Raw genomic sequence first — 24,346 nt, forward strand, 5'->3', positions numbered from 1 at the left:
GGACCACTGCCGCACAATGGGGCATGAGCGAATTCTCGGAAGCACCCTCTGCCGCCCCCTCTGCCAGGAGCGGGCCGACCAGCGTCAGCGCCACCCGCACGGGCACACGGCGATACATCGGTCGCAACGCGCGCGGCAGCGAGGTCTTGATCGGGCCCGTCGATGCACCCGGCCATTTCACCCCGGGTGAGCTGCTCAAGCTGGCGCTGGCCGGCTGCGCGGGGATGAGCTCCGATCGGGCGACGGCCCGCCGCCTCGGCGACGACTTCGCCTCCACCGTGTGGGCGCACGGCGACTCGGACCCGGCGGAGGAGCGCTACTTCGCGATCGAGGAGGAGATGCTGCTCGAGCTGGGCGGCCTGAGTGATGCCGAGAAGCAGAAGCTGCTGGCGATCATCGGCCGCTCGATCGCGGCCAGCTGCACCGTGGCGCGCAGCGTCGGCGACAGCATCGAACTGAGCACGACCGTGAACGGCGCACCGCTGCACTGACGGCAGCGCTGGGCCGCGTTAAAAGACTGATGGGGTCGAGCCCGAAGGCTCGACCCCATCAGGGATCAACCAGTAGAAACTACTTGAGGACCTTGGTCACCGTGCCGGCGCCAACGGTGCGGCCACCCTCACGGATGGCGAAGCCGAGGCCGTCTTCCATGGCGATGGGCTGGATCAGCTCAACGGTCATGTCGGTGGTGTCGCCGGGCATGACCATCTCGGTGCCCTCGGGCAGCGTGATGACGCCGGTGACGTCCGTGGTACGGAAGTAGAACTGCGGACGGTAGTTCGCGTAGAACGGGTTGTGACGGCCACCCTCATCCTTGGACAGGATGTAGGCGGTGCCCTCGAAGTTGGTGTGAGGCGTCACGGAACCGGGCTGAACGACAACCTGGCCACGCTCGACGTCTTCACGCTTCGTGCCGCGGAGCAGCAGACCACAGTTCTCGCCGGCCCAGGCCTCGTCGAGCTGCTTGTGGAACATCTCGATACCCGTGACCGTGGTCTTCTGCGTCGGGCGGATGCCGACGATCTCGACCTCGGAGTTGATCTTCAGGGTTCCACGCTCGGCGCGGCCGGTGACGACCGTTCCACGACCGGTGATGGTGAAGACGTCCTCGACGGGCATGAGGAACGGCTTGTCACGGTCACGGACGGGGTCCGGGATGTGCTCGTCAGCAGCGGTCATGAGGTCCAGGACAGCCTGGGTCCACTTCTCGTCGCCCTCGAGAGCCTTCAGGCCGGAGACGCGGACCACGGGGGCCTCGTCGCCGTCGAAGCCCTGGCTGGAGAGGAGCTCGCGAACCTCGAGCTCAACGAGCTCAAGGATCTCTTCGTCGTCAACCATGTCGGACTTGTTCAGCGCGACCATCAGGTACGGCACGCCGACCTGCTTGGCGAGCAGAACGTGCTCACGGGTCTGAGCCATCGGGCCGTCAGTAGCGGCAACCACGAGGATTGCGCCGTCCATCTGAGCAGCACCGGTGATCATGTTCTTGATGTAGTCAGCGTGACCCGGGGCGTCGACGTGCGCGTAGTGGCGCTTCGGGGTCTCGTACTCGACGTGCGAGATGTTGATCGTGATACCACGCTGGCGCTCCTCGGGAGCGGAGTCGATGGTAGCGAAGTCGCGCTGCACGTTGGTGGCGGACGGGAACTTGTCTGCCAGGACCTTCGAGATCGCTGCAGTCAGCGTGGTCTTACCGTGGTCAACGTGACCGATCGTTCCGATGTTTACGTGCGGCTTGGTCCGCTCGAACTTGGCCTTGGCCACTGTGGGTCCTCCTCAGGACTCGAGTAGAAGCCCCGGTCGCTGGATTGCGACCGGTTCTCTACGGTGATTGTTTGTTATGTTACGCGAACCGGATGGCTCGCACTAACAGGGGCTATTCGCCCTTGTTCTTTGCCACGATCTCGTCGGCGACAGCCTTGGGAACCTCGGCGTAGCTTTCGAAGGTCATCGAGTACACGGCGCGACCAGAGGTCTTCGACCGCAGGTCACCGATGTAACCGAACATTTCCGAGAGCGGAACATTGGCGCGAATAACCTTCACACCGCTTGCGTCCTCCATGGACTGGATCTGACCGCGACGCGAGTTCAGGTCGCCGATGACATCACCCATGTATTCCTCAGGGGTGCGGACCTCGACGGCCATGAGCGGCTCGAGCAGAACCGGGTTTGCCTTCCGAGCGGCTTCCTTGAAGCCCATCGAGCCGGCAATCTTGAACGCCATCTCCGAAGAGTCGACGTCGTGGGCAGCGCCGTCAAGCAGGATTGCCTTGACGCCGACCAACGGGTACCCAGCGAGGATGCCGTACTGCATGGCATCCCGGAAGCCCGCGTCCACCGAGGGGATGTACTCGCGAGGGATACGGCCACCGGTGACCTTGTTGTCGAACTCGTAGATCTTGTCGGAGGTGACCTCCATCGGCTCGAGGCCGAACTGGATCTTCGCGAACTGACCCGAACCACCGGTCTGCTTCTTGTGGGTGTAGTCGTGCTTCTCGACGGCCTTCTTGATGGTCTCGCGGTAAGCAACCTGCGGCTTACCAACGTTGGCCTCAACGTTGAACTCGCGCTTCATGCGGTCAACGAGGATGTCGAGGTGGAGCTCGCCCATGCCCTTGATGACCGTCTGACCGGTCTCAGCGTTCTGCTCGGTGCGGAACGTCGGGTCTTCTTCGGCGAGCTTCTGGATCGCGGTGCCGAGCTTCTCCTGGTCAGCCTTGGTCTTGGGCTCGATAGCAACCTCAATGACGGGCTCGGGGAAGGTCATCGACTCGAGAACAACCTGGTTGTCCGGGTCACACAGGGTGTCACCGGTGGTGGTGTCCTTGAGGCCGATGACGGCGTAGATGTTTCCAGCGGTGACGGAGTCAACAGGGTTTTCCTTGTTGGCGTGCATCTGGAAGATCTTGCCGATGCGCTCCTTCTTGCCCTTGGTCGAGTTGATGACCTGTGCACCGCTGTCGAGGCGGCCGGAGTACACGCGGATGTAGGTGAGCCGACCGAAGAACGGGTGCACAGCAACCTTGAACGCGAGAGCGGCGAACGGCTCGGTGGCGTCGGCGTGACGGAGGACGACCTTCTCCTCGTCGCGGGCGTCGTGGGCCTCGATGGCCGGGACGTCGAGCGGCGACGGGAGGTAGTCGATGACAGCGTCGAGCATCGGCTGAACGCCGCGGTTCTTGAAGGCAGAGCCACAGAGAACCGGGTAGATCTCGCTGTTGACCGTGAGCTTGCGGATCGCGCCCTTGATCTCGGCGACGGTGAGCTCTTCGCCACCGAAGTACTTCTCCATCAGAGCGTCGTCGGTCTCGGCGACAACCTCGAGCAGCGCGGTGCGGTACTCGGCGGCCTTCTCGACGAGGTCGGCGGGGATCTCCTCGATGGCGTACTTGGCGCCCATCTGGACGTCACCCTTTGCGTCGCCGCGCCAGGTGAGTGCACGCATCTCGACGAGGTCGACAACGCCCTCGAAGCCGGACTCTTCACCGATCGGCAGCTGGAGAACCAGCGGGCGAGCGCCGAGACGGCTGACGATGGTGCTGACGGTGTAGTAGAAGTCTGCGCCCAGCTTGTCCATCTTGTTGACGAAGCAGATGCGGGGGACGACGTACTTGTCGGCCTGACGCCACACGGTCTCGGACTGGGGCTCAACGCCCTCCTTGCCGTCGAACACAGCAACGGCGCCGTCGAGGACGCGGAGCGAGCGCTCTACCTCAACGGTGAAGTCAACGTGGCCGGGGGTGTCAATGATGTTGACCTGGTTCTTGTTCCAGAAGCAGGTGACCGCAGCGGAAGTAATCGTGATGCCACGTTCCTTCTCCTGCTCCATCCAGTCGGTCGTCGCGCCACCATCGTGGGTCTCGCCGATCTTGTGGTTGACGCCCGTGTAGAACAGGATGCGCTCGGTCGTGGTGGTCTTACCGGCATCAATGTGAGCCATGATGCCGATGTTGCGGACCTTACTCAGGTCGGTGAGCACATCTTGTGCCACGGGATTCCTCCGAAAGTTTGTTGTTTGATGGGGTCGAACGAGGCTCTCGGATGCCGCGGGCGTGAGCCCGCGGCATCCGAAAGGCACTTGCTACCAGCGGTAGTGTGCGAAGGCCTTGTTCGACTCGGCCATCTTGTGCGTGTCTTCACGACGCTTGACAGCGGCGCCGAGGCCGTTGCTCGCATCGAGAATCTCGTTGGTGAGGCGCTCGGTCATGGTCTTCTCGCGACGAGCCTTGGCGTAGCTGGTGAGCCAGCGGAGAGCCAGGGTGTTGGCGCGGTGAGGCTTGACCTCGACCGGGACCTGGTAGGTGGAGCCACCGACGCGACGCGACCGGACCTCGAGGGTCGGGCGAACGTTGTCGAGTGCCTTCTTGAGCGTGACAACGGCGTCCTGGCCGTTCTTCGCTGCAACGCCTTCGAGTGCGTCGTAAACGATGCGCTCAGCGAGGCCCTTCTTGCCATCAAGAAGGATCTTGTTGACGAGCTGGCTGACGATCGGGGCGCCGTATACCGGGTCGGCTACGACGGGGCGCTTGGGTGCTGGTCCTTTACGAGGCATTACTTCTTGTCCATCTTCGCTCCGTAGCGGCTGCGAGCCTGCTTACGATTCTTAACTGCCTGAGTGTCGAGCGCGCCGCGAACAATCTTGTAGCGCACACCGGGGAGGTCCTTCACACGACCACCGCGAACGAGCACCATCGAGTGCTCCTGGAGGTTGTGGCCCTCACCGGGGATGTAGGCGGTGACCTCGGTGCCGTTGGAGAGCTTGACACGGGCAACCTTGCGAAGGGCCGAGTTCGGCTTCTTCGGGGTGGTGGTGTAGACGCGGGTGCAAACACCACGCTGCTGGGGGTTGGCCTTCAGGGCGGGGGCCTTGGTCTTGGTGACCTTCGGCGTGCGTCCCTTGCGGACCAACTGCTGAATCGTTGGCACTACTGAGCTCCTTATTTGTGCTGCACGGTGACAGCCTGGTGATTAGCATTCGAACGGATGCCCCTGACTTACGCCTGAGAGTTTCGTTCGAGTTCATCTGGACCCACCGGCAGCGCTGAGTAGCTCTGCTTTTGGATGGTGGATATGCCGTGGGGGTAACCCGAATCAGGGTTCCCATGTGTGTGCATCAGACGCGAGGCCCGTGCCTTTCGGGCACAATCCGCGCGCACGACGATACGCACACCCACGAAATATTACCTTTGTGTGTCGCTGCGGTCAAACCAGCGGGGCTGTGCAATGACTGGCAATCAGGGGGTCTGGGGCCGCCGCTCGGGCCGGGGCGAGCACGGCCCCCGATTCTGGGAAAACCACGCCGACCGCGCGAGTCACGAGGACTCGTCGATGACCGTGCCCATCAGCTCTCCGACGAACTCGCTGATGCTGGCCGCCGGGATCTCGCAGCCGAGTCGCGAGCCCGGGTTCACGATGATCCCGAGTCCTTCTGGCAGCCGCGTGAGCACGCTCATGCCGAGCACGGGCGCCGCGGCCGGGTGAGCCTCACGGAAGGGCAGCGCCCTGTCCTCGTGGGTGAACAGGGCGAGCAGCGTCTTCGCGCCGTCCTCCAGCAGGAAGGGGGCCGCGGGGAGGGCGCCCGCTGACGGTGGGGTGGTTCCCAGGAGGACGACCTCGCTGGCGCTGAGCGTCCACAGCAGGGTCGCGGGGCTGACGCTCCCCTGCTGGGCTCGAGCGATCGCGCGCTCCACGGTTGTTGCCGGCCGTGCTGCAGTCATCGTTCCCTCACGCTTGCTCATCGGCCCTTGCCCTGTCGCCGAGGCCCCCGGGCCCCGAGATCTCTCCCGACATCACGCCCGCCATCCCTCTATCAAACAGGACTGTCGGCCGTTGGACGCTCAGGAAGTCGGCCAGGTCGGCGAGTCGAGTTCTCGCTCCAGGTCGGCCAAGAGCGCGACGACCTGAGGTTCGATGTACTGCGCGATGCCTTCCGCGATGCGCGGGCGGTGCAGCACGAGTTCGGCGCAGACGCGCCGCCCCACCTGCCCGGCGAACTCGTCGGCGAGCTTCACCTCAGCGCGAATCGCCTGCTTCTCCTCGTCGGAGAGCGGCGGAGGCACCGGCGCACTGTGCCGGGCGGAGGTGGTGGGAACCGGCTCGTCGACCGGGAAGTCGAGGGTGTTGTGATCGCGAACGTGCGCGGCGTCGGCCGCGGCTTCCGGGGGCGGACTCGCCGCGAGCTCGCCGAGGGTGAAGAGGAACGGCTGGCCGTCCTCGGGCTCCGGGTCGAGGTCGAGGCCGGCAGCCTCTGGCGCGAGCCCGGCCTCCGGCCTGTAGTGCTCTGCGCGGCGGCGCTGCTCGGCGAGGTCGAGCTCGCGCTGCAGCAGCGGCAGGTTGCGGTCGGTGTAGTCGTCGACGGCGGCGTCGATGATGAGCTTCATGCGCATCGACATGCTGTGCTGCACTGCGTGCGGAACATCGTTGGCCAGGCCCGCTGCAACGATGATGGGCGAGCCGAAGCAGCTGCGGCAGAGGCGCAGACGCGCGCGGTGGGTTCCGGGCTGCCACTTGGGCACCCAGCGCAGCCAGAGATCAACCTCGTGGCTGACGCGCGCTTCGATCGAGCCCTCCATAGCTGAACGGTACCTCGTTGCCGGGGTCTCCGCGAGTAGGGCGCGCAACTATTGGGGGTGCTTCTCCCAGGGCCAGCGCGGGCGCTGTCCGCCGTTGGCGCGCCAGATCAGCAGAACGAAGTAGAGCAGTGCGACAACCCCGGCCCAGAGCGCCACCGCTGCAGCGAACGGACTCGTCAGTTGCTCGCCGAGGAACACGAATCCTGTCACCGGCTCACTGGCCGCACCGCCCGGCGCGGCAGGCGTGTCGGGAGTGGTCGCGTTCATGCTGTTCAGCCCGTAGACGAGGCCGCCGGCGAAGCCGTAGACGAGGTAGCAGAGCGCGGCGGCGAGCAGCACGAGGCTGACCGGAACGGTGTGCATCGCGGCGCCGGCCCGGCCGACGCCCGCCCAGAGCACGAGGAGCAGGGCGATCGTCGCCGCGCCGACCATGACCGGGCCGACCAGCGGGCCGGCATCCGTCTCTGCAATCACCTCGATGTCGAGGAACAGGCTCAGCATGCCGAAGCTGGCCACGACCAGCGCCACGTAGAGTCCGAGCGCGAAGAACGCCAGGAAGAAGGCGTAGCGCCGGTACTCCTGCACCTCGAGTGGGATCATGGCTGGCTCCTCAGCGGGCAGCTCTGGAACTACTGGCGGGTGAGGGTGGGGCCCTCTGCCAGAACGCGGTCGTACTCCTGGCGGACGGCGAGGTTGCGTGCGGTGACCTTGCGGCCGCGCGCCGCGATCCATGCGCCGAACCAGATCGGCACCTCGCGGGCGGCGATGGCGGCGACGATGGCGACGGGGTTCAGCCACTGGCCGGCGATGAACTGGCCGGCCTGGCCGGGGGTCAGCTCCCAGGCGCGCACGGTCAGCAGCGAGCCACCGATGAACGAGAAGTAGACGATGACGGCCACGGCGAAGCCGCCGAGCACATAGGCCCACCAGCCGCCGCGGTTGACGATGGCCGCGAGCAGCGCGAAGGCTCCGAAGAAGAAGAGCACGGGGATGTAGAAGACCGGGGCGCTGACGAACAGGGCGAAGCTCTCGCCGGCCTTCTCGACGCTGGGGTTCTGGCTCAGGCTGATCAGGAAGGTGCTGCCCGCGTAGAGGATTGCGAAGGCGAGGGTGGCAAGGAGACCGATCAGGATGCCGGCGCCACGGTTGCCCTTGGGCGAGGGCGGGATCGGCGCCTGGACGAAGATCGGCTGCCCGGCGGCCGCGTACTGGCCGATCGGGGCGCCGGCGTTGGGGTCGTAGTAGACGCCGGTGGCTGCAGGGGCTTCGACGGCCGTTGCTGTGGCAACCGTTGCGGCGCCGGCGGAGATGTCTGCCTCTGGGACGGTGTCAACCGCGGTCGGCTGTGCCTCGGCGTAGTCGACTTCCGTGGCCGGCGGCGCGAGCGTGATCGGGGCCTCGGGGAAGTAGGGCTGCGGAGTGGCTGCCGCAGGCGGGGCGGCGGGTTCGGCGGCCGCTGCTGCCGCGGCGGAGACAGCGGGCGGGGCCGGAATGTACTCGGGCGCCGCGGGGGCCTCGGGTGCGGCGTCGGCTGGAGCGGCGGGCTCCGCGAAGAACGCGGGCAGAGCGTCCTCGGGGATCTCGGTGGTATCGCCGCTCATCGGCTCAATCAGAGTCGGTTCGGCGGCCGTCGGTTCGGTGCCCTCGTGGTTCTCGTGCTCCGGCGTGGTGTCGCTCATGCTGACTCTCCTCCCGCGCACGATGGCGCCCAGTTCAGCCGTAACTGTAGCAATCAGCGCTTGTCTCTGCAGCGAGCCTCGCGGGCGCCGCCCGACAAAATCGCGGCCTGAGCTGGGCGAATGTGCGCGACACTCCGCCCGCGGGCGCCGAGTTCCCGCCGGGAGATGGAGCGTGCGACCGGAGCCCGCGGCGCGGCCGTGTCGGGTTGACTCCGGGGCTTCGGGGGCTGCCCTGCTCCTTCGTCGCGGCGCGGCCCCCTCCAGCCGACGTGGGGAGAAGCGGGGTGCCCGCGCAGACGCGCATCCGCACGTTGGCTCGAGGGAGCGCCAGCGACCGAAGCCAACCGTGCCGCTCTTCCGCTGGTCGAGTAGGCCCGCCCGGGCCGTATCGAGACCCGGTTTCCGGCGGGAGACCGTCTCTCGTGCGAGGTCTCGATACGCTCGTTCCTCGCTACTCGACCAGCGGGGTGAGTGGGGGCGAGACGCTCACGCTGGCTCCCGGGCTTCGGGGGCAGCGCTGCTCCTTCATCGCGGCGCGGCCCCTCCACCCGACGTGCCGGGGCTCGGCGCGCGGGGGTCCGGGGCTCGGGCGAGAGGGCGGCGCGCCGGCCGCGGTGGCGCGCAGGGCAGAAGGTGGCGCAGAGGCACCCCTTCCCCGTTGGCTCGAGGGAGCGCCAGCGACCGAAGCCAAGCGCGCGACGATAGGCAGGCCTGCAGAAATGCAGCTGGCCCCGAGACGTCGGTCTCAGGGCCAGCTGAAGGAGGTGCGGCTGGGGCTACTCGGGGGCGGCCTCTGCCGCGGCGGCGGCCTCCGCCTCTGCGGCTGCCGCGTCTTCCGCAGCCAGGTCAACGGGCACATCCGATGCCTTCAGCAGCACGTAGATGTAGCCGCTCATCGTCCCCGTGTACGGCGTGATGTCAGTGATGACGGTCGCCTCGGCCTCCTCGCCTTCACCCGCCTCGATCGGGGCAAGCGACAGCCCATAGATCAGGGTCAACCGAGACGCGTTCTGCACGGCAGAGGTGAAGTCCAGCACCCGCTGGTACTCCCCCTTGGCTTCGATCGTCACCGGGATGGCGACGAAATTCGAGGGCGTGACGAGCGCGCTCTCGGCGGGCGCCATGATCGGCCGCTTGAGCGCCTTGTCGAGCGCCGCTGCCGCGTCAGCGTCCGCGGCATCGCCCGTTGCGGCGGCCGTCTTCATCTTCTCGGACAGCTCCTCCAACGCGCCCGCCGGCAACATCAGCGCGGAACCATTCACCGGGCCGGCATACGGCCGCGACTCAGCGACGGTGAGCGTGCTCACCTGCACCCCGGCGGCCACAGCCAGGGCGTCGAGCTCCGAAACGAACGCCGAGAAGCTGGCACTGTCTGGCACGGAAACGCGGACCTCGGCCAGCTCGGACTTGAAGGTGTCGATGCTCTCAAAGTCCTTCTTCAGCACCTCGAGCTCCGCCGCGAGGGCCGCATTCTGCGCCTCGACTGCTGCCCGCTCGGTGTCTGCCGCGGATGCCGCGGTCAGCTGCGGTGCGACCCCGAGGAAGTAGCCTCCGAGCAGCACCGCCGCCGCGAGGAGGGCGGCCCCGATGGTCCAAATGCGCTTGTCGTTCATCAGTTTCCTCCCTGCGCTGCGGCGTCACCGGAGGGCTCAGCCTCGGTGCCTGTCGGCGGGCTTTCGGCGTCCGGCGCCTCGGGCACAAAACGCGCGGACAGCGCCTCGCCGTTGACGTGGAGTGTGAGGGCCACCGTATACACACCCGTCTTGTCGTCGAAGGTGACCGAATCGGGGCTCGCTCCGGCGTATCCGGTCAGCCCCGCCAGCCCGTCGAGCCAGAGCGGAACGTTCGGCAGCGTCGGGGACACGGCCTCCATCGCAAGCGTTGCTATGCGAGGGGATTGCAACGGCGATGTCGCCTGCACGAACTCGTCCAGCGGAGAGGCCGCATTGACGGTCGCGGTCCTCAGCGTGACGCCGGCCGGGAGCGAGGCCTGCACCGACCGCAGATACTCGCGCCACTGCACCTCAGTGTAGGAACCGACCATCCGGGCATCGCTCACGGCCTTCAGATCCTGCTGAACCCGGCGCACCTCGATGTACTGGCCTTGCTCCACCAAAAGCTCCGCCGTCGTGGCCTGCGCGTCGAGCAGTTGGAGGGTCTTGCCCACGGTGACCACGGATGCCGCGGTCACCATCAGCACGACAACGGTGACGACACCGAGCAGCCCAACGCCGAGGCGCCGTCGCAGCACCCGCGAGGCCGCGGCCGCCCGCACCTCGGGCGGGAGCAGGTCAACGCGCGGAACGCCGCCGATCTCAACACCGTCTGCGCGAACGCCGCCCTTCTTCTGAGCACTCATGCGGCCCTCCCTGCCGTGAGCCCGAGGGCGACCGCCAGGTTCGGGCGGCCCTGCCTCATGGCGTTCTCATCGAGCTTGCGTGAAATCTCCATCCCGGCCAGCGGGTCGACGGCCACGACGGGCATGCGAGTGACCTCGTTGACCGCCCGCTCGCAGCCGGGCAGCGCTGCTCCGCCGCCGGCCAGCAGAATCTGCCGCACGGGGTTTTCTTGACGGGTGTTGTTGAAGTAGTTGATCGTGTTGCGCAGGCTCGTGAGCAGTTCGCCGGCCACCTCGTAGATCACCTCGAGGGCCTTCTGGTACTCGGGCGGGACGGCCGTGGCCGAGAGGCCGATCTGGCGCTTCACCTGTTCGGCCTGCGCGGTGTCGATCTCGAGGCGGCGGGCGAGCTCCAGCGTGATCTGGTCGCTGCCGGTCGGGATGATGCGGATGAACTGGGGGACGCCGTCCGTGGCAATCACCACGGTCGTCGTGCTGCCGCCGATCTCGGCCAGTGCCACGGTGCCGGCGGCATCCGGGCCCTGCAAGTACACCCGAGAGAGGGCGAATGGCAGCAGGTCGACCTCGACGGTCTTCAGGCCGGCCAACTTGGCTGCCTTGATGTTGCCAAGCACCGCATCCTTGGCCGCTGCGACAAGAAGCCCCTGCACCTGGGGGCCGTGCTCGCCGTCGATCTCTGCCACCGGGTAGAAGTCGAGCAGGGCGTCGGCAACCGGCATCGGCAGCATGTCCTGCACCAGGTGCGGCAGCGACTCACGAATCCGTTGGCGAGAGGCTCGCGCGACCGTGAGATCACGGGCCAGCACCCGGTGGTTGCCGATGCCGATCGCGATGCTCTTGCTGCTGAATCCGCCGTTTGACCAGAGTTGCTTGAGAGCGGTGGCCACAGTATGCGGCTCCATCACCTCGCCGCGCACGATGGCCCCATCGGGCACGGCGACCTCGGCATAGCGCTCGATCACCGGTTTGCGACTCGACCCGCCCACCTCGACCGCGCGCACGACACCCGCCGCGAAGTCCACTCCCACTACCGTTTGTGCCACGGGTGGTTCCTTTCTCTTGGTGCGAATCGCACGATGACGACGGGCATGGCGCTAGCTCGCCAGTCCGAACAGGCTGAGGTACCCGGCCCAGAGGTTCTCGCCGAAGAAGATGCCCAGCCACGCGGCCAGCAGCATCCACGGCCCGAACGGGATGCCGGACTTGCGCCCGGCCTTGCGCAGCACGATCAAGACGACGCCGAACAAACCACCGATGAGGAACGCGCCGAAGCCACCCACGATCAGGGCACCCCAGCCGAGATAGCCGAGATAGAGGCCGAGCACGCCGGCGAGCTTGACGTCGCCCATGCCCATTCCGCGCGGTGCGATCAGGGCGAGTACGAAGTAGAACGCGAAGAGGGCGGCTCCACCGATAGCCGCACCGAGGAGCGCCCGGTAGCCGCCTGTCAGCGCCGCGGATTCCGCCAGAAGCAGCCCTGCCACGAGATAGCTGGGCAGCACGATGCTGTTCGGGAGCAGCTGGTGGTCGAGATCGATCAAGGCGAGCGACACCGTGATGGCGGCGAGGTAGAGAAAAGCGAGAAGGAACAGCAGACTCGACGCGATCTCGGCGGAGCTGGCGCCGAGCTCGGCGAGCGGCGCGGCGGCGCCGCTGGCCACCCACCACCAGGTCACGACGCCGAAGAACAGCGCGGTGCCCGCTTCGACGAGGGGGTACCTGAGCGAGATCGGTGCCCGGCACGCTGCGCAACTGCCGCGCAGCAGCAACCAGGACAGCACCGGGATGTTTTGCCACGGCTTGATGCGCGCGCCACAGCGCGGGCAGGCGCTGGGCGGCGACACCACCGAGAGTTTGTGTGGCACCCTGAAGACCACCACGTTCAAGAATGAACCGATGAATGCCCCGAACAGGCCGACGAGAATTGGCAGTGCGCCCATTAATTCGCCAGGTCGCGGATCGAGAGCTGATTCGCGAGCACCGCGTAAGGTGAGGTCGGGCCGGTGATATCAGTGCCCAGGTCGAGGTCGACGCCCGGCAGCCCGACCGGCGAGAATGCCAGAGACGCATCGCCGGCGATCTTCGTCTGCCCGCCGTAGAGCTGCCCTCGCCACTTGACGCCGGCCACCAGTTCGATCATGCAGGGCGTGTAGACAAAGGCTGCAATGCGGGTGTCCAGTCTGAACCCACCCGCGATCTTGATCGGCCCCGACACCCCTGTGCAGCTTGCCACTGCCGGCGTCGGGAGGTTGTTCTCCACCTCGTCTGGGCTAATCAGCCACACGTTGACCGGCTTGGTGGCCTCAAAAGAAGCACCGCCGCCCAGGTCGAACTTGTGGGCAAAAATGGCTGTATCGGCGCCGAACGTCGCCTTCCTGGAGCCGTCGAGGACCACGCCGTTGGCGCAGCTGCGTGCGTCGATAACGACCTTGTTGGCCGCCGTGGCGGCGACAATGGTCGGAATCGAGTTCGTGTCCGCGCATGCCGCGCCGGTGATCGTGCGAACGACAAAGCCGGGCCAGTCCGAGAGCTTGTACCCGAAGTCAACCCAGTCCGGCACGAGGGGCATTGGAGGGACGTTGCTCGGCGTATTGGGCGAACCGGTGCCCACCGTCCGCGGACCAGAAACGAATGATGTTCCCGTCACCGTTTTGGCGATGACGCTGGCTTTGATGTTGATTCCGCCGCGCGCACCCACCACGCCCGTGTTGGTCCAGAGCGTGTCGGCCGCAGTAGCCCCGAGCACCGCTGTGCTGCCGAGGGTCACCGTCTGCTTGGCGTAGGCGCTCCGACCGATGGTTCCGTTTCCAGTCAGATTCATTGTGGTGCCCGCCCATACCGAGCCAAACACTTTGCCCGAGGTGAGACTGAATGCCTCACCGGCAACGACATCGCGATCGATCTCAGCCCCGCCTTCGAGGCTGACGCCCTTCGAGGCCCAGACGGATCCCTTCACCTTGCAGGACCCATCGGAGCTAAACGACCCGTCGCGGAGGACGATGTTTGCGTAGCTGGGGCTGTCACCGGAGCAGATGAAGTTGCCGAGGCGCACGTGCACACTCGCCACGTTTCCGGACGACGTGGTGACGGAACCCGACCCCCCTGTCGTGACAGCCTGGTAGGCGTACACAGCCGCCCCATTAGCGGGGACGCCGGTCGATGGCATCGTCACCGAGTGGATGGACTCGACGGTGCGCGCGTCGCCGCGGGTGTTGCCATTGACGCCCTTCGCCGCGGCAAAGCCGGTAGAGACGATCCGCACCATCTGCGCGCTGGCGGTTGGGCAGCCGTTGGTCCACACCGCTGCGGCCGGGTCGACGCCGACGCTCCAGGACATCTGGGCCGTGTAACTCGGATTGCCGGTCGATGTATAAACACCGGTCACGCAGGGTTCCGTCTGAACGCGCGCGAGCACAACGTCGACGCCCGACTCGGCGGCCGCCACCGATTGCACGTCGGCCCTCGTCGCGCTGGTGTAGCCGAGCGAGTTCAGGGTGGCGCCCGTGATGACCGTTGCGACGATCAATGAGATTGCCATGACGCCAATCACGGCCATCAAAGCGCTTCCTCGCTCATCCGCGACACGCCCCCGCATTGCACGATTGTTCAGCTTCAGAAACATGCCAGACTCTCCGCTCCAGGAATGCGTCGATGAATAGTTGTGGAGACGAGGAAGGGCGCGCCCTTGTCGACGTCGATGGTGAGATCAAGGGTGACGTTCGGACCGCTGGCCCTGAGAACCCGGCTTCCAACAGCCGATTGCGCGGGAAGCACGCCGTCGGCGAGAAGTGTCCAGCCCGTGCGCGCGGCGTTGGGCGCGGCGATAGGCGCAACGGGAGAGACCCGCTTGCGGAAGAGCGAACCACCGTTGAGCGTCGGGTCGTAGAACCACGCCTCACAAACCCAGGTCAGCGTGGCGCCCGGCCCACGGGTGTGGGCGACGAGCAGCTCGCGTCCGTTCGCATCGACCGTGTGCTGGAAGTTGGATGAGTTCGAGATTCCGCGCTTCACCGAGTGGGCGATGAGCTGCCCGGTCTTGGTGGCTTGCGCGGCACCGAGCACGAGTTTCTCCGCCCTGAGTCCCTGGAGCATGAAACTACCCGCGATCACCAGGATGAAGACGAAAAGTGACACATAGACGAGCAGCTCGACGAGGGTGAACCCCGCGGAGGGGTTCTGGCGGCGGGCGTCGGCATCGGGGGTTGGACGCATCATGATCACGGGCTCTTCAGCAGGACCAGGGAGACGGTCTGAGAGATCACAGCACCGGCGCCGTCGGTGACCCAGACCTTGATTGTTCCGGTGGCGGGGTAGACCGCGGAGACGGGGCAGCCCGAGGTGATGGCGCGGTGCGGTGTCAGCACGATGCCGCGCGGGTCAGTGGTCGGGGCGAGAGCCGCCCCCGCGAAGATTGTGAGTGTCGCGCAGCTGCTGATGTCTGCGCGGGCGGTATTGAGCTGCTCGTTGACCATCTGAGTGGCGGTCGCGACCGTGGCGTTGAGCTGGGACGTCTTCATCGCCTGGATCAGCAGCGGCAGGAACGCGACGGCGATAATGCTGAGAAGCAGCATCGAAACGAGGATTTCGACCAGCCCGAAACCGCGCTCGTCTGAACCCCTCTCAGGGGTGACGAGCGCGGCTTCGGGGATGCGGGTGACCATAGGGAGTCAGTCCACTCTGTGTTCGGGATGATTCAATCAGTCGGCAGGAATTGCCGGGTAGGGCTGCAAATTAGCAGGCTTCAGCCTTCACGCCGCCGCCGGGCTTGATGCTAAAGACGCTGGTCGTCTTGTCAACGCGGTTTGCGGAGATGCAGAACGCGGTCGCCGGGTCAACGGCGGTCTGCACGAAGGCAGTGTTGTCGCTCTTGGTGAAGCCGTAGTTGGCGAGGGCGGCGACGGTGAGAGGAACCGTGGTGGCGTTGGGGTTGTCCACCAGGTACGCGGTGACGGCGACCTTCGAGTTCGCGACATCGGACTTCACTGCGGAGTCCTTCGCGGATTCCTGCTGGCCGAGGTAGATCGGGATGGCGATCGCGGCGAGGACGCCGATGATGATCACGACGACGAGGAGCTCGATCAGGGTGAAGCCCTTTTCGCGGTCTCCGGCGGCATTGCGTCGGGCTGCAAGTGCGTCTTGTACGCGGATGACCATGACGGTCTCCAATCTGTAGGGGGTTGGACTCAGGGCTGGCGAGCCAGCCGGAGTATGAGCATATTGCCAGCGACTTCTCAGCAACATCCCCTTACCGGGGGTGAAAGCGCCAGATCCTGTCCCCAGTTGCGGGGGCAGATCGTCGGCCTATTTGATCTGGTCGAAGACGCTGAACACGGGCATGTACAGTGCGACGATCATCGATCCGATGACAACGCCAATCACCGCAATCATGAGCGGCTCGATGAGGGAGGTGAGCTGCTTCGTGGTCGACTCCACCTCTTCGTCGTAGAAGTCGGCGATCTTGGCGAGCATTTGTTCGAGCGATCCGGCATCCTCGCCCACGGTCACCATCTGCACGATCATCGGGGGGAACACCTCCTCATGAGACAACGGCTCCGCAATGGAGCGCCCTTGACGTACCGACTCGGCCACCTTCTTGAGCGCCTCTTCGATGACGTAGTTGCCGCTCGTCTCGCCGACGATCGCGAGTGCCTGCAGGATCGGCACGCCGGCGCCGAGCATCGTCGAGAAGTTGCGGGTGAACCGGGCCAGCGCCACCTTCTTGAACAGGTCTCCGAAGACCGGCAGCTTGAGCTTCATCGGGTCGACGACTTTGCGCACCTCTTCGGTGTGCTTGTTCTTGCCCCACCAGATGCCGAAGACAATGCCGAGCACAAGCAGGATGGGCCCGATCCACACCATCGCCTGGGAGAGCACGACGAGGATCTTCGTCGCGAATGGCAGCTCGCCCCCCAGCCCGGCGAACATGTTCTCGAAGACTGGCACGATGAAGATGAGCATGCCGACCATCGCCAGCAGCGCCATGATCAGCACGACGACCGGGTAGGTGAGCGCAGACTTGACCGTGTTGACGAGCTTGACCTCGGCCTCGAAGTTGTCGGCGACCTGCTCGAGCGAGCGCTCCAGGAAACCGCCGGTCTCGCCCGCGCGCACGAGGTGGATCATGATGGGCGGGAAGATCTCGCCGTGCTTGGCCATCGAGCCAGACAGCGAGCCGCCCGTCTCGATGTCGCTGCGCACGGCATCCAGTGTGCTGGCCAGCTTCTTGTTCTCAGTCTGGCCGGCCAAGATCGTGAGGGTGCGGAGCAATGAGAGGCCGGCGGCGATCATGGTGGCCATCTGTCGGCTTGCCACCGCGAGGTCCTTGAGCTTCACGCGCCCGCCCAGCCCGCCGAGGTTGATCTCCATGTTGAGCCCGGTGCCCGCAGGAGCCTCACTGATCGATACCGGGGACAGCCCCATCTCGCGTAGACGCACTGCGACGGCGCCGCTGCTCACGGCATCGATCTTGCCTTTGCTGATCTTGCCTGCGGCATTGCGCCCCGTGTAGGCGAATGGCTTGGTCATTGACATTAGCGGGGGCCGTCCGCGAAGGCATCGTTGTAGTTGATGCCGGTGGAGAGCGCGTTCGCGACGTGGCCACTGTCGGTGCGGGTGACCAGCTGGCGCAGACTCTCTTGGTCTTGCGCCTTCTCTGCGGCCGCGGCGTGCGTGATGGTTCCGGCATTGACGAGCTCGGCCAGGTGCTGCTCGAGGGTGCGCATGCCGAACTGTCCGCCGGCCTGCATGGCCGCCGTGATCTGGTGCGTCTGACCCTCGCGGATCAGGTTGCTCACGGCCGGGGTGGTCACCATGATCTCGGTGGCGACCGCGCGCCCCGAGTTGCTGGCGCGCTTGACCAGCGTCTGGCAGACGACGCCCTGCAGGGTGAGGGCGAGCTGAGCGCGCACCTGCTCCTGCTGGTGCGGCGGGAAGACGTCGATGATGCGGTCGACCGTCTGCGGGGCCGACTGCGTGTGCAGGGTCGCGAACACGAGGTGGCCGGTCTCGGCTGCGGTGAGCGCGACGGAGATGGTCTCGAGGTCGCGGAGCTCGCCGACCAGGATCACATCCGGGTCCTGGCGCAGCACGTGCTTGAGTGCTGCCGTGAAGCTGTGCGTGTCCGCACCGACCTCGCGCTGGTTGACGAGCGACTTCTTGTGGGTGTGCATGAACTCGATCGGGTCTTCGACCGTGACGATGTGGTCGGCCCGCGTCTCGTTGACGAGGTCGATGAGGGCGGCCAGTGTCGTGGACTTGCCGCTACCGGTCGGGCCCGTCACGAGCACGAGCCCGCGGGGCAGCGTGGCGAACTTCGCCACGACATCCGGCACGCCGAGCGCCTTGAGCTGCTTGATCTCGGTGGGGATCAGACGGAAGGCCGCGCCGATCGCGCCGCGCTGCTGGTAGAAGTTCACACGGAAGCGGGCGTTGGCCGAGATCGTGAAGGCGAAGTCGAGTTCCATGGCCTCGGCGAACTTCTCGGCCTGGCGCTCGTTGAGCAGGCTCATCAGGGCGCTGGTCACCTTGTTGCGCGACCACGGCACGTCCTCGAGCGCTGGGCGCAGGCTGCCGTCCACGCGCAGGGTCGGGGCAGCGTTGACGGTGACGTGCAGGTCGGATCCCCGCTGCAGCACGACCTGCTGCAGCGACGCGATCAGATCGCTGTCGGCGTTGTCGAGAGCGGCACGTTCGACGACGGTGAGCGTGCTGGTGTCGAAGGGCTCCGGCTCGATGGCGACCGCGTGCGAGAAGCGCTCCCCCGTGGGCGGGGGCATCGGCGCGGGGGCCGGTGCGGAGAGCGCCGGGGACGGGCGGGTTGGCGCAGGGAACGCTGCGGCCGTGCTGACCGGCGGGTAGGCGGGCGCCTGCGGCGGAACGACGGGGAGAGCCTCGGTGAGGGCATCGTCGTACGCGCCGCCGCCTGCGCTGACCGACACGGGAACGGGCACCGCGATGGGTGCCGCCTCGGCCACGGCGACGGGCTCGGCCGGGATGGGGCTCACGGGCTCCGGTGTCGGCGCGAGGCCGAGCAGTTCGAAGCCCGTTGGCTCGCTCGCCGGCTCCTCCCAGGTGTCGACGGGGCGGTAGCTCGGGGCCTCATAGGCCGGCGGCTGCGCGTAGCCGGGCAGCGGGTAGCTCGGGATCGCGTCGTGCCCCTCCGAGATGGCGCTCGACACGACGGGCGGCTGCACCTCGGCTGGCGGGGCCGCGACCGGTGCACCGTAGGCGGGAGGAAAGGCCCCCGGTGGAGCGGCCGCGATGGGCGGCGTGACAACAGGCTGCGCGGCAACGGGCGGAAAGACGGCAGGCGGAACGACTGCGGGCGGCGCGACGTCGGCGGCCGGGTCCAGGCCGGCAGCCTCTGCACGCAGCGTGAACTCGGCCATCAGCGCGTCGAAGGGCGACGCGGCCGCGGCGGGCGTGGCGTCAAAGCCCTCTGCTGCCCGGCGGCGCTGCGGCGCCCAGCCGTCAGCGGATTCGCCCGGCTCGGCGGGGATGTCGTACGGTGGCCTGTCCATGCGGCTGTGTTCCTCTCGTGGTGCGGGTCGTCGGGCAGGCGCGGTTACGCCACGACTCGCAGGATTTCTTCGATCGACGTGAGACCCATCTTGGCCTTCTCCCAGCCGTCTTCGCGCAGGGTGATCATTCCCTGTTCCTGGGCGACGCGACCGATCTCGGCGCTGGAAGAGCGGGCGACCGCCATCCGCTCGATCTCCTCGGTCACGGTCATGACCTCGTGCACCGCGATGCGGCCGCGGTACCCGGTGTTCGAGCAGCTCTGGCATCCGACCGGCTGGTAGACGACGGGGCGGGGCTGGGCGGAGTCGTAGCGGAAGCGCAGCCGGGCGACGTACTCGGGCTCCAGCTCCTCCGGCCGCTTGCAGCGTTCGCAGAGGCGACGCGCGAGTCGCTGGGCGACGACGCAGTCGAGGGCCGAGCCGACGAGGAACGGCTCGATGTCCATCTCGGTGAGGCGGGTGACGGCGCTCGGGGCGTCGTTGGTGTGCAGCGTGGAGAGCACGAGGTGGCCGGTCAGCGACGCCTCGATGGCGATCTGGGCGGTCTCGTGGTCGCGGATCTCACCGAGCAGCACGACGTCAGGGTCGGAGCGCAAGATGCTGCGCAGCGCGCTGGCGAAGGTAAGGCCCGCCTTGGGGTTCACCTGCACCTGGTTGATGCCCGGCATCCGGTACTCGACCGGGTCTTCGACCGTGATGACGTTGATCTCGGGGCGGGCGACCGCGCCGAGCGTCGTGTAGAGCGTCGTCGACTTGCCCGAGCCGGTGGGGCCGGTGACGAGGATCATGCCGTACGGCTTGGTGTAGCTGGCCTTGTACGCCTCGAAGTTGCGCTCGAGCAGGGCCAGGTCGCGCACGTCAAGGCTCGTGTTGGTGTTGTCGAGGATTCGCATGACGACCTTCTCGCCCCACACCGTCGGCAGGGTGGCCACGCGGAGGTCGATCTTGCGCCCGCCGTGGTTGACCGACATGCGGCCGTCCTGCGGCTTGCGCCGCTCGGCGATGTCGATGTCGCTCATGATCTTCAGGCGCGAGATGACGCCGTTCTGGATGCTCTTCGGGGCAGGCTGCATCTCGTGCAGCACGCCGTCGATGCGGTAACGCACTCGCATCTCGCGCTCGGCCGGCTCAATGTGGATGTCGGAGGCCTTGTCCTGGATGGCCTGGCTGACCAGCAGGTTGACGAAGCGCACGATGGGGGCGTCGTCCTCGTTGTTCTCGCCGATGCCGAAGTCGGTCTGCTCGAGCGGGGCGTTCTCCTCCTCGAGCGTGGTGGTGAGGTCGCTCAGCTCGTCGTCGGCGCGGTGGTACCGGGCGATGGCGGCGAGCAGGTCGCTGCGCTCGGCGACGATGAGGTCGACGTGCATCCGTGAGGCCTCGCGCACATCGTCGATCGCGAAGACGTTGCCGGGATTGACCATGGCGACGGCGATGCGGTCGCCGGAGAGGGCGATGGGCAGTAGCTCGTGGCGACGGCAGATGGCGGCGCCGACGAGCGCCACCGCGTTGCGGTCGACCGGGAAGTCGACCAGCTCGACGAAAGGCAGGCCGGCCTGGGCCGCGCGGGCCCGCGAGAGTTGCACCTCGGAGATGACGCCGCTCTCGACGAGCATGCGCACGGCGCTCTCGTCGTTGCCTCCTGCGTTGGCGATCGAGTCAAGGTGCTCGATCGGTAAATGGCCATGCAGGATCAGGATTTCTGAAAGCGTTGCCACAAGAACCTCCTCGGGAAAAAGGTATGCTGCGGCATCCGCGAGCAGCCGCAGTTGTGTAGGGCAAGAACGTGCTCGCAGTTATATCTCAGGCCGCAAAGATACGCGCTCGGTCCAAACGGCGGTACCCCACTTTCGGGGCCGAACGGTCGCCTCACCCCCGAACGGGGCTCGCGGGGTCTACTTCCAGAGGGTGTTGACGATGTCGTGGGTGTAGCCGTCTGGCGCGATGTTCATCCAGCGGGTGGCGATCCACACCTCACCCCTCACGAAGTGGGACTCACCAGAGAAACCATTGTCATCGGTCGCTTCGATGATGCAGCGGGTGCCACCAAGCTCGTCGTAGCAGCTCAGCCCGAGCTCGGCCAGCCGTGCGAGGACGTCGGCCGGCTGCGATCCCGACAGGGACGTGACGTTGGTGACGAGGAACCGGTCGCCCCCTCCGGCCTCGCTGCCCCAGCGGCAGCTCAGCGGATCCGCCGCCTGCAGGACCGCGATCAGCGTGTCGTCGGCGCTTCCGAACACCGCGGGCTGGCCCGGCTCGTTGATCCAGGCCGGGTTCAGCACGAGGCCGCTCATCTGCGCGGACCAGTCGGTGCCGTAGATTCCCGCGCAGGTGGTGGGAACCAGCGAGACGGGTGCTGCGCTCGGCTCCGGGGCCACCGGCGTGCTGGTCTCGGGGGCGGGGCGCTCCGGCGTCTCCGAGGGGTTGGCACCGGCGGATGCCGCGTCGCTGGGCGGCATCGCCCCGACCGCGTAGCCGGCGCTCACGGCGCCGACCGCGAGCACGATCGCTGCGACAATCGCCAGCCCCACCTTGCGGTCTCGGGAACGCGGCTTCGGCGTGGGCGTCGCAGTCATGGATTCAGTGTAGCGAGCGGCCGCGGGCTGGGAGGCAGCCGGCCCGGCGGCGCGGCGCGGCGTCAGAGGGTGTTCAGAAGCAGCACGATCGCGACGATCGAGGCGGCCAGCACGGTGGCGCCGCCGATGACGGCCAGCACGGTGACGGCCAGGCGCAGGGCGCGCCCCCCGCGCTGCGCGGGGACGGCGTCCTCCCGGGGCTCCGCCGCAACGTTCAGGCGCTCGACCGGCGGCTGTTCGGGGAGGACCCGGGGCGGGTAGCTGTCGCGCTGCCCGGGCTCCGGCGACGTGGCGAGCGACGCAGGCTGGGCGGGGGCGGGCGGGACGTCGGCCAGCGTGAGCGGCGGCGCGACGGCGTCCGCGCGTGGCTGGCGGCGCCGGGGAACGGGCCGGGTGGACTCGTCGACGAACGGCGCGGCCACCGTCTCCTGGTCAAGCGGGTCCGGCCGCGCCACGATTCGGGTGGACTCGTCGAGCTCGCCCTCGAGGGGCCCGCGCCGTGTCACGAGCCGGGTCGACTCGTCGAGTTCGGGCTCAAGCTCGGGCTCGGGCTTAGTCGCGGGCTCAGCCGCGGGCGCTGTCTCGGGCCCGGGCTCGGCCGCCGGCTCGGGACTCGGGGCCGCGCGGACGACGATCCGGGTGTCCTCATCGAACGCGGGGCTGTCCGCGGCGCGGAGGGAGCGGCGGGTCGGATCGGCGGCGTCCATCTCTGCGGCGGCGTCGAACACGGCCGCAAAGGCAGCGTCAGCGGCCCCGTCGGAGCCGGAGTCGGCGGCCGGGACTCTCGAGCCCGCGGTGTCAGCGCCCACCGCCGCGCCCCTTCCGCCAGGGGAGTTTCGCGGTGTCTTCCAGGAGCAGGTCGACGGTGTCGTGCTCGCCCACACCGGAGTCAGGGCCCGCTCCATCGCCGAGGTCGGCCGCGCCGCCGTTCAGCACGTCGATGACGATGAGCGAGACGTTGTCGCGCCCGCCGTGGAGCAGCGCCTGCGTCAGCAGTTCGGATGCGGTCGAGTCCACCGGACCGCCCATGGCGAGCAGCACGCGCAGCACCTCGTCGGGGAGCTCGCCGCTCAGCCCGTCGGAGCAGACCAGGAGGCGCTCCCCCGTGATCACCGGGTGCATCCAGTAGTCGGCGCGGGCGTCGGCGGCGCCGATGGCGCGGGTGATCACGTTGCGCCCCACGTAGTCGGCGGCGTCCTCCGGTGCGAGCGTGCCGGAGTCCAGCATCTCCTGCACCAGCGAGTGGTCGTGCGTGATGCGGCTGAGCTCGCCGCCGCTCAGCCGGTAGACCCGCGAATCGCCGACGTTCAGCACCAGCCAGGCCGGCTGGGTCTGCTCGTTGACCAGCACGATGCCACTCAGGGTGCTTCCCGCACCCCGCGCCCGCCCCGCAGAGATGCCCTCGACGGCCGTCTGCGCGCGGCCGACCGCCGCGACGACGTCGGCGGGCAGCACCTCGGCGCTGCCCACCAGCGGGCGGAACGCCTCGACGACGGCGGCGCTTGCGAGGTCGCCCGCCTCGTGCCCGCCCATGCCGTCGGCCACGATGTAGACGGGGTGCTCGGCGAGCAGCGAGTCCTCGTTCACCGCCCGTTTGTGGCCGACATCCGTGTGCGCCTGATGACGCAGCACGATGGGACTCTTGGCCAGTGTTTCGGTCGAGCGTTGGTGCACCGCTCACTCCTCCTGAAAGATTCGGGCAGACATTTCGCCCAAGATGAAACGGTCGGTGATGCGTGCCGGAGTGCCCGGCTCGAGTTCGGTCTCTTCGCCGTCTGCCCCGAGGAGGTAGACGCCGTTGGTCGAGTCCAGATCGGTGATCCGCCACGAGTCCTCGTGCCGGTGCAGCATCACATGCGTCTTGGACACAGTACGCCCCGCGTCGCGCACGGTGACGAGCTGGGCGTCTTCGTGGCCGGGGAGGTGCGACGGGTTGCGCCCCAGCAACACCACGGCGGCGCTGAGCGGCACCCGCTGGCCCGACTCGGATTCGAACACCCAGGCGCTGTTGCGCCGGCCGGTGATGATGGTCGCGTCCTGCGGGTCGACCGACAGGGCCGCGTGCATCTCGGATGCCGGGCCGTCGGCCGGCACCGGATCCTGCAGCGCGCTGGGCACGGCCGGGGCGGGCGCGGCGGACGCGGTGAAGTCGGGGACGGCGTCGATCAGCGGCAGCGCCGCGCGCTGGGCCCCCGCCGGCGGGCCGATGCGGACGGAGAGCTCCTCCGGCATCTCGATGGGGGCCGGGGCCAGGCCCGCCCCGCCCTCTGTCCCGGCCGGCTCCAGCAGTGCGGGCGTGTAGCTGATGGCTGCGCGCGGCACGTCGGCGGCGACGATCTCGCCGTGCGGCAGCGGTGCGTCCGCGGCCGGCGGGGGGAGCTCCTCTGCCGGCCCACCCGCCGGAGCCGAGCTCTCCGCGGTGCCGAAGGGAATGCGCGCCGGCACCTCCTCGCTCGGCAGTGGCGCGAAGGCGGGTGCGCCGACGCGCGGGGCGCTCTCCGCCCCCGCTTCCGCGGTCCCCGCATCGGTGCGCCGTCGGGCACGCGCCCGCAGCGCGAACGCTCCCCAGACGAGCAGCGCGGCCGCGAGCAGAAGTGCGAGGAGCGCACCGACGAGCAGAATCGGATTCTCAGTCATGGTCGTT

General features: G+C 67.5%; 24 protein-coding genes. 1 reads left to right on the forward strand and 23 read right to left on the reverse strand.

Going from position 1 to position 24,346, the window contains the following annotated elements; translation table 11 throughout:
* The first annotated feature begins 23 nt into the window (after positions 1-23).
* Positions 24-491: an OsmC family protein gene (locus GY24_RS02765; protein WP_104474255.1), complete on the forward strand. Its 468-nt coding sequence runs from the start codon at positions 24-26 to the stop codon at positions 489-491.
* Positions 492-570: 79 nt separating this feature from the next.
* On the opposite strand, the gene tuf is transcribed toward GY24_RS02765, so the two are convergent.
* From tuf to GY24_RS02880, 23 genes are all read right to left on the reverse strand, one after another.
* Entirely contained in the window at positions 571-1,764 is a 1,194-nt protein-coding gene (tuf, locus tag GY24_RS02770; protein WP_083363048.1) for an elongation factor Tu, read from the reverse strand.
* Positions 1,765-1,876: 112 nt separating this feature from the next.
* Complete coding sequence (gene fusA / locus GY24_RS02775; RefSeq protein WP_083363047.1) at positions 1,877-3,991, reverse strand: elongation factor G; 2,115 nt, start codon at positions 3,989-3,991, stop codon at positions 1,877-1,879.
* 90 nt (positions 3,992-4,081) lie between these two features.
* On the reverse strand, positions 4,082-4,552 hold the full coding sequence (gene rpsG, locus GY24_RS02780; RefSeq protein WP_047405385.1) for a 30S ribosomal protein S7: 471 nt from the start codon (positions 4,550-4,552) through the stop codon (positions 4,082-4,084).
* Positions 4,552-4,926, reverse strand: coding sequence for a 30S ribosomal protein S12 (gene rpsL / locus GY24_RS02785; RefSeq protein WP_047405383.1), 375 nt, complete (start codon positions 4,924-4,926; stop codon positions 4,552-4,554). Before rpsL ends, rpsG begins: the two co-directional genes overlap by 1 nt.
* Positions 4,927-5,312: 386 nt before the next feature.
* Positions 5,313-5,717, reverse strand: coding sequence for an SseB family protein (locus GY24_RS02790; protein ID WP_161498668.1), 405 nt, complete (start codon positions 5,715-5,717; stop codon positions 5,313-5,315).
* A 120-nt stretch (positions 5,718-5,837) separates the two neighbouring features.
* The gene (locus GY24_RS02795) at positions 5,838-6,572 is read right to left on the reverse strand and encodes a spermidine/putrescine ABC transporter substrate-binding protein (RefSeq protein ID WP_104474257.1); all 735 of its coding nucleotides are present in this window, start codon (positions 6,570-6,572) and stop codon (positions 5,838-5,840) included.
* Positions 6,573-6,620: 48 nt separating this feature from the next.
* A complete protein-coding gene (locus GY24_RS02800; RefSeq protein WP_104474258.1) occupies positions 6,621-7,172 on the reverse strand; it encodes a DUF6121 family protein in 552 nt (183 codons plus the stop codon).
* A 29-nt stretch (positions 7,173-7,201) separates the two neighbouring features.
* On the reverse strand, positions 7,202-8,251 hold the full coding sequence (locus tag GY24_RS02805) for a hypothetical protein (protein WP_104474259.1): 1,050 nt from the start codon (positions 8,249-8,251) through the stop codon (positions 7,202-7,204).
* Between the two features lie 776 nt (positions 8,252-9,027).
* Positions 9,028-9,864, reverse strand: coding sequence for a hypothetical protein (locus GY24_RS02810; protein WP_104474260.1), 837 nt, complete (start codon positions 9,862-9,864; stop codon positions 9,028-9,030).
* Positions 9,864-10,610, reverse strand: coding sequence for a hypothetical protein (locus GY24_RS02815; protein ID WP_104474261.1), 747 nt, complete (start codon positions 10,608-10,610; stop codon positions 9,864-9,866). The genes GY24_RS02810 and GY24_RS02815 overlap by 1 nt, the downstream gene beginning before the upstream one ends.
* A complete protein-coding gene (pilM, locus tag GY24_RS02820) occupies positions 10,607-11,653 on the reverse strand; it encodes a type IV pilus assembly protein PilM (RefSeq protein ID WP_104474262.1) in 1,047 nt (348 codons plus the stop codon). The genes GY24_RS02815 and pilM overlap by 4 nt, the downstream gene beginning before the upstream one ends.
* Positions 11,654-11,704: 51 nt before the next feature.
* Positions 11,705-12,550, reverse strand: coding sequence for a prepilin peptidase (locus GY24_RS02825; RefSeq protein WP_104474263.1), 846 nt, complete (start codon positions 12,548-12,550; stop codon positions 11,705-11,707).
* Positions 12,550-14,232: a hypothetical protein gene (locus GY24_RS02830; RefSeq protein WP_133161090.1), complete on the reverse strand. Its 1,683-nt coding sequence runs from the start codon at positions 14,230-14,232 to the stop codon at positions 12,550-12,552. The genes GY24_RS02825 and GY24_RS02830 overlap by 1 nt, the downstream gene beginning before the upstream one ends.
* Positions 14,223-14,825 carry a PilW family protein gene (locus tag GY24_RS02835; RefSeq protein WP_233279165.1) on the reverse strand — a complete coding sequence of 201 codons (603 nt, stop codon included), beginning with the start codon at positions 14,823-14,825 and terminating at the stop codon, positions 14,223-14,225. Before GY24_RS02835 ends, GY24_RS02830 begins: the two co-directional genes overlap by 10 nt.
* Before the next feature lie 2 nt (positions 14,826-14,827).
* Positions 14,828-15,271: a type IV pilus modification PilV family protein gene (locus GY24_RS02840; protein WP_104474266.1), complete on the reverse strand. Its 444-nt coding sequence runs from the start codon at positions 15,269-15,271 to the stop codon at positions 14,828-14,830.
* A gap of 70 nt (positions 15,272-15,341) precedes the next feature.
* Positions 15,342-15,764 carry a type IV pilin protein gene (locus GY24_RS18180; protein ID WP_104474267.1) on the reverse strand — a complete coding sequence of 141 codons (423 nt, stop codon included), beginning with the start codon at positions 15,762-15,764 and terminating at the stop codon, positions 15,342-15,344.
* Between the two features lie 147 nt (positions 15,765-15,911).
* Complete coding sequence (locus tag GY24_RS02850) at positions 15,912-17,135, reverse strand: type II secretion system F family protein (RefSeq protein WP_324778100.1); 1,224 nt, start codon at positions 17,133-17,135, stop codon at positions 15,912-15,914.
* 5 nt (positions 17,136-17,140) lie between these two features.
* Positions 17,141-19,129 carry a PilT/PilU family type 4a pilus ATPase gene (locus GY24_RS18185; protein WP_324778101.1) on the reverse strand — a complete coding sequence of 663 codons (1,989 nt, stop codon included), beginning with the start codon at positions 19,127-19,129 and terminating at the stop codon, positions 17,141-17,143.
* A gap of 44 nt (positions 19,130-19,173) precedes the next feature.
* Positions 19,174-20,844, reverse strand: coding sequence for a GspE/PulE family protein (locus GY24_RS02860; RefSeq protein ID WP_104474269.1), 1,671 nt, complete (start codon positions 20,842-20,844; stop codon positions 19,174-19,176).
* A 177-nt stretch (positions 20,845-21,021) separates the two neighbouring features.
* Positions 21,022-21,702: a hypothetical protein gene (locus tag GY24_RS02865; protein ID WP_104474270.1), complete on the reverse strand. Its 681-nt coding sequence runs from the start codon at positions 21,700-21,702 to the stop codon at positions 21,022-21,024.
* A gap of 62 nt (positions 21,703-21,764) precedes the next feature.
* Positions 21,765-22,511, reverse strand: coding sequence for a hypothetical protein (locus GY24_RS02870; RefSeq protein WP_104474271.1), 747 nt, complete (start codon positions 22,509-22,511; stop codon positions 21,765-21,767).
* Positions 22,501-23,376 (reverse strand): PP2C family protein-serine/threonine phosphatase, encoded by an 876-nt coding sequence (locus GY24_RS02875; protein WP_104474272.1) that lies wholly within the window; start codon positions 23,374-23,376, stop codon positions 22,501-22,503. Before GY24_RS02875 ends, GY24_RS02870 begins: the two co-directional genes overlap by 11 nt.
* Positions 23,377-23,379: 3 nt before the next feature.
* The gene (locus GY24_RS02880) at positions 23,380-24,339 is read right to left on the reverse strand and encodes an FHA domain-containing protein (protein ID WP_104474273.1); all 960 of its coding nucleotides are present in this window, start codon (positions 24,337-24,339) and stop codon (positions 23,380-23,382) included.
* Between the last annotated feature and the right edge of the window lie 7 nt (positions 24,340-24,346).

Source organism: Microterricola pindariensis, assembly GCF_002936985.1.
GTDB classification, from domain to species: Bacteria; Actinomycetota; Actinomycetes; order Actinomycetales; family Microbacteriaceae; genus Microterricola; species Microterricola pindariensis.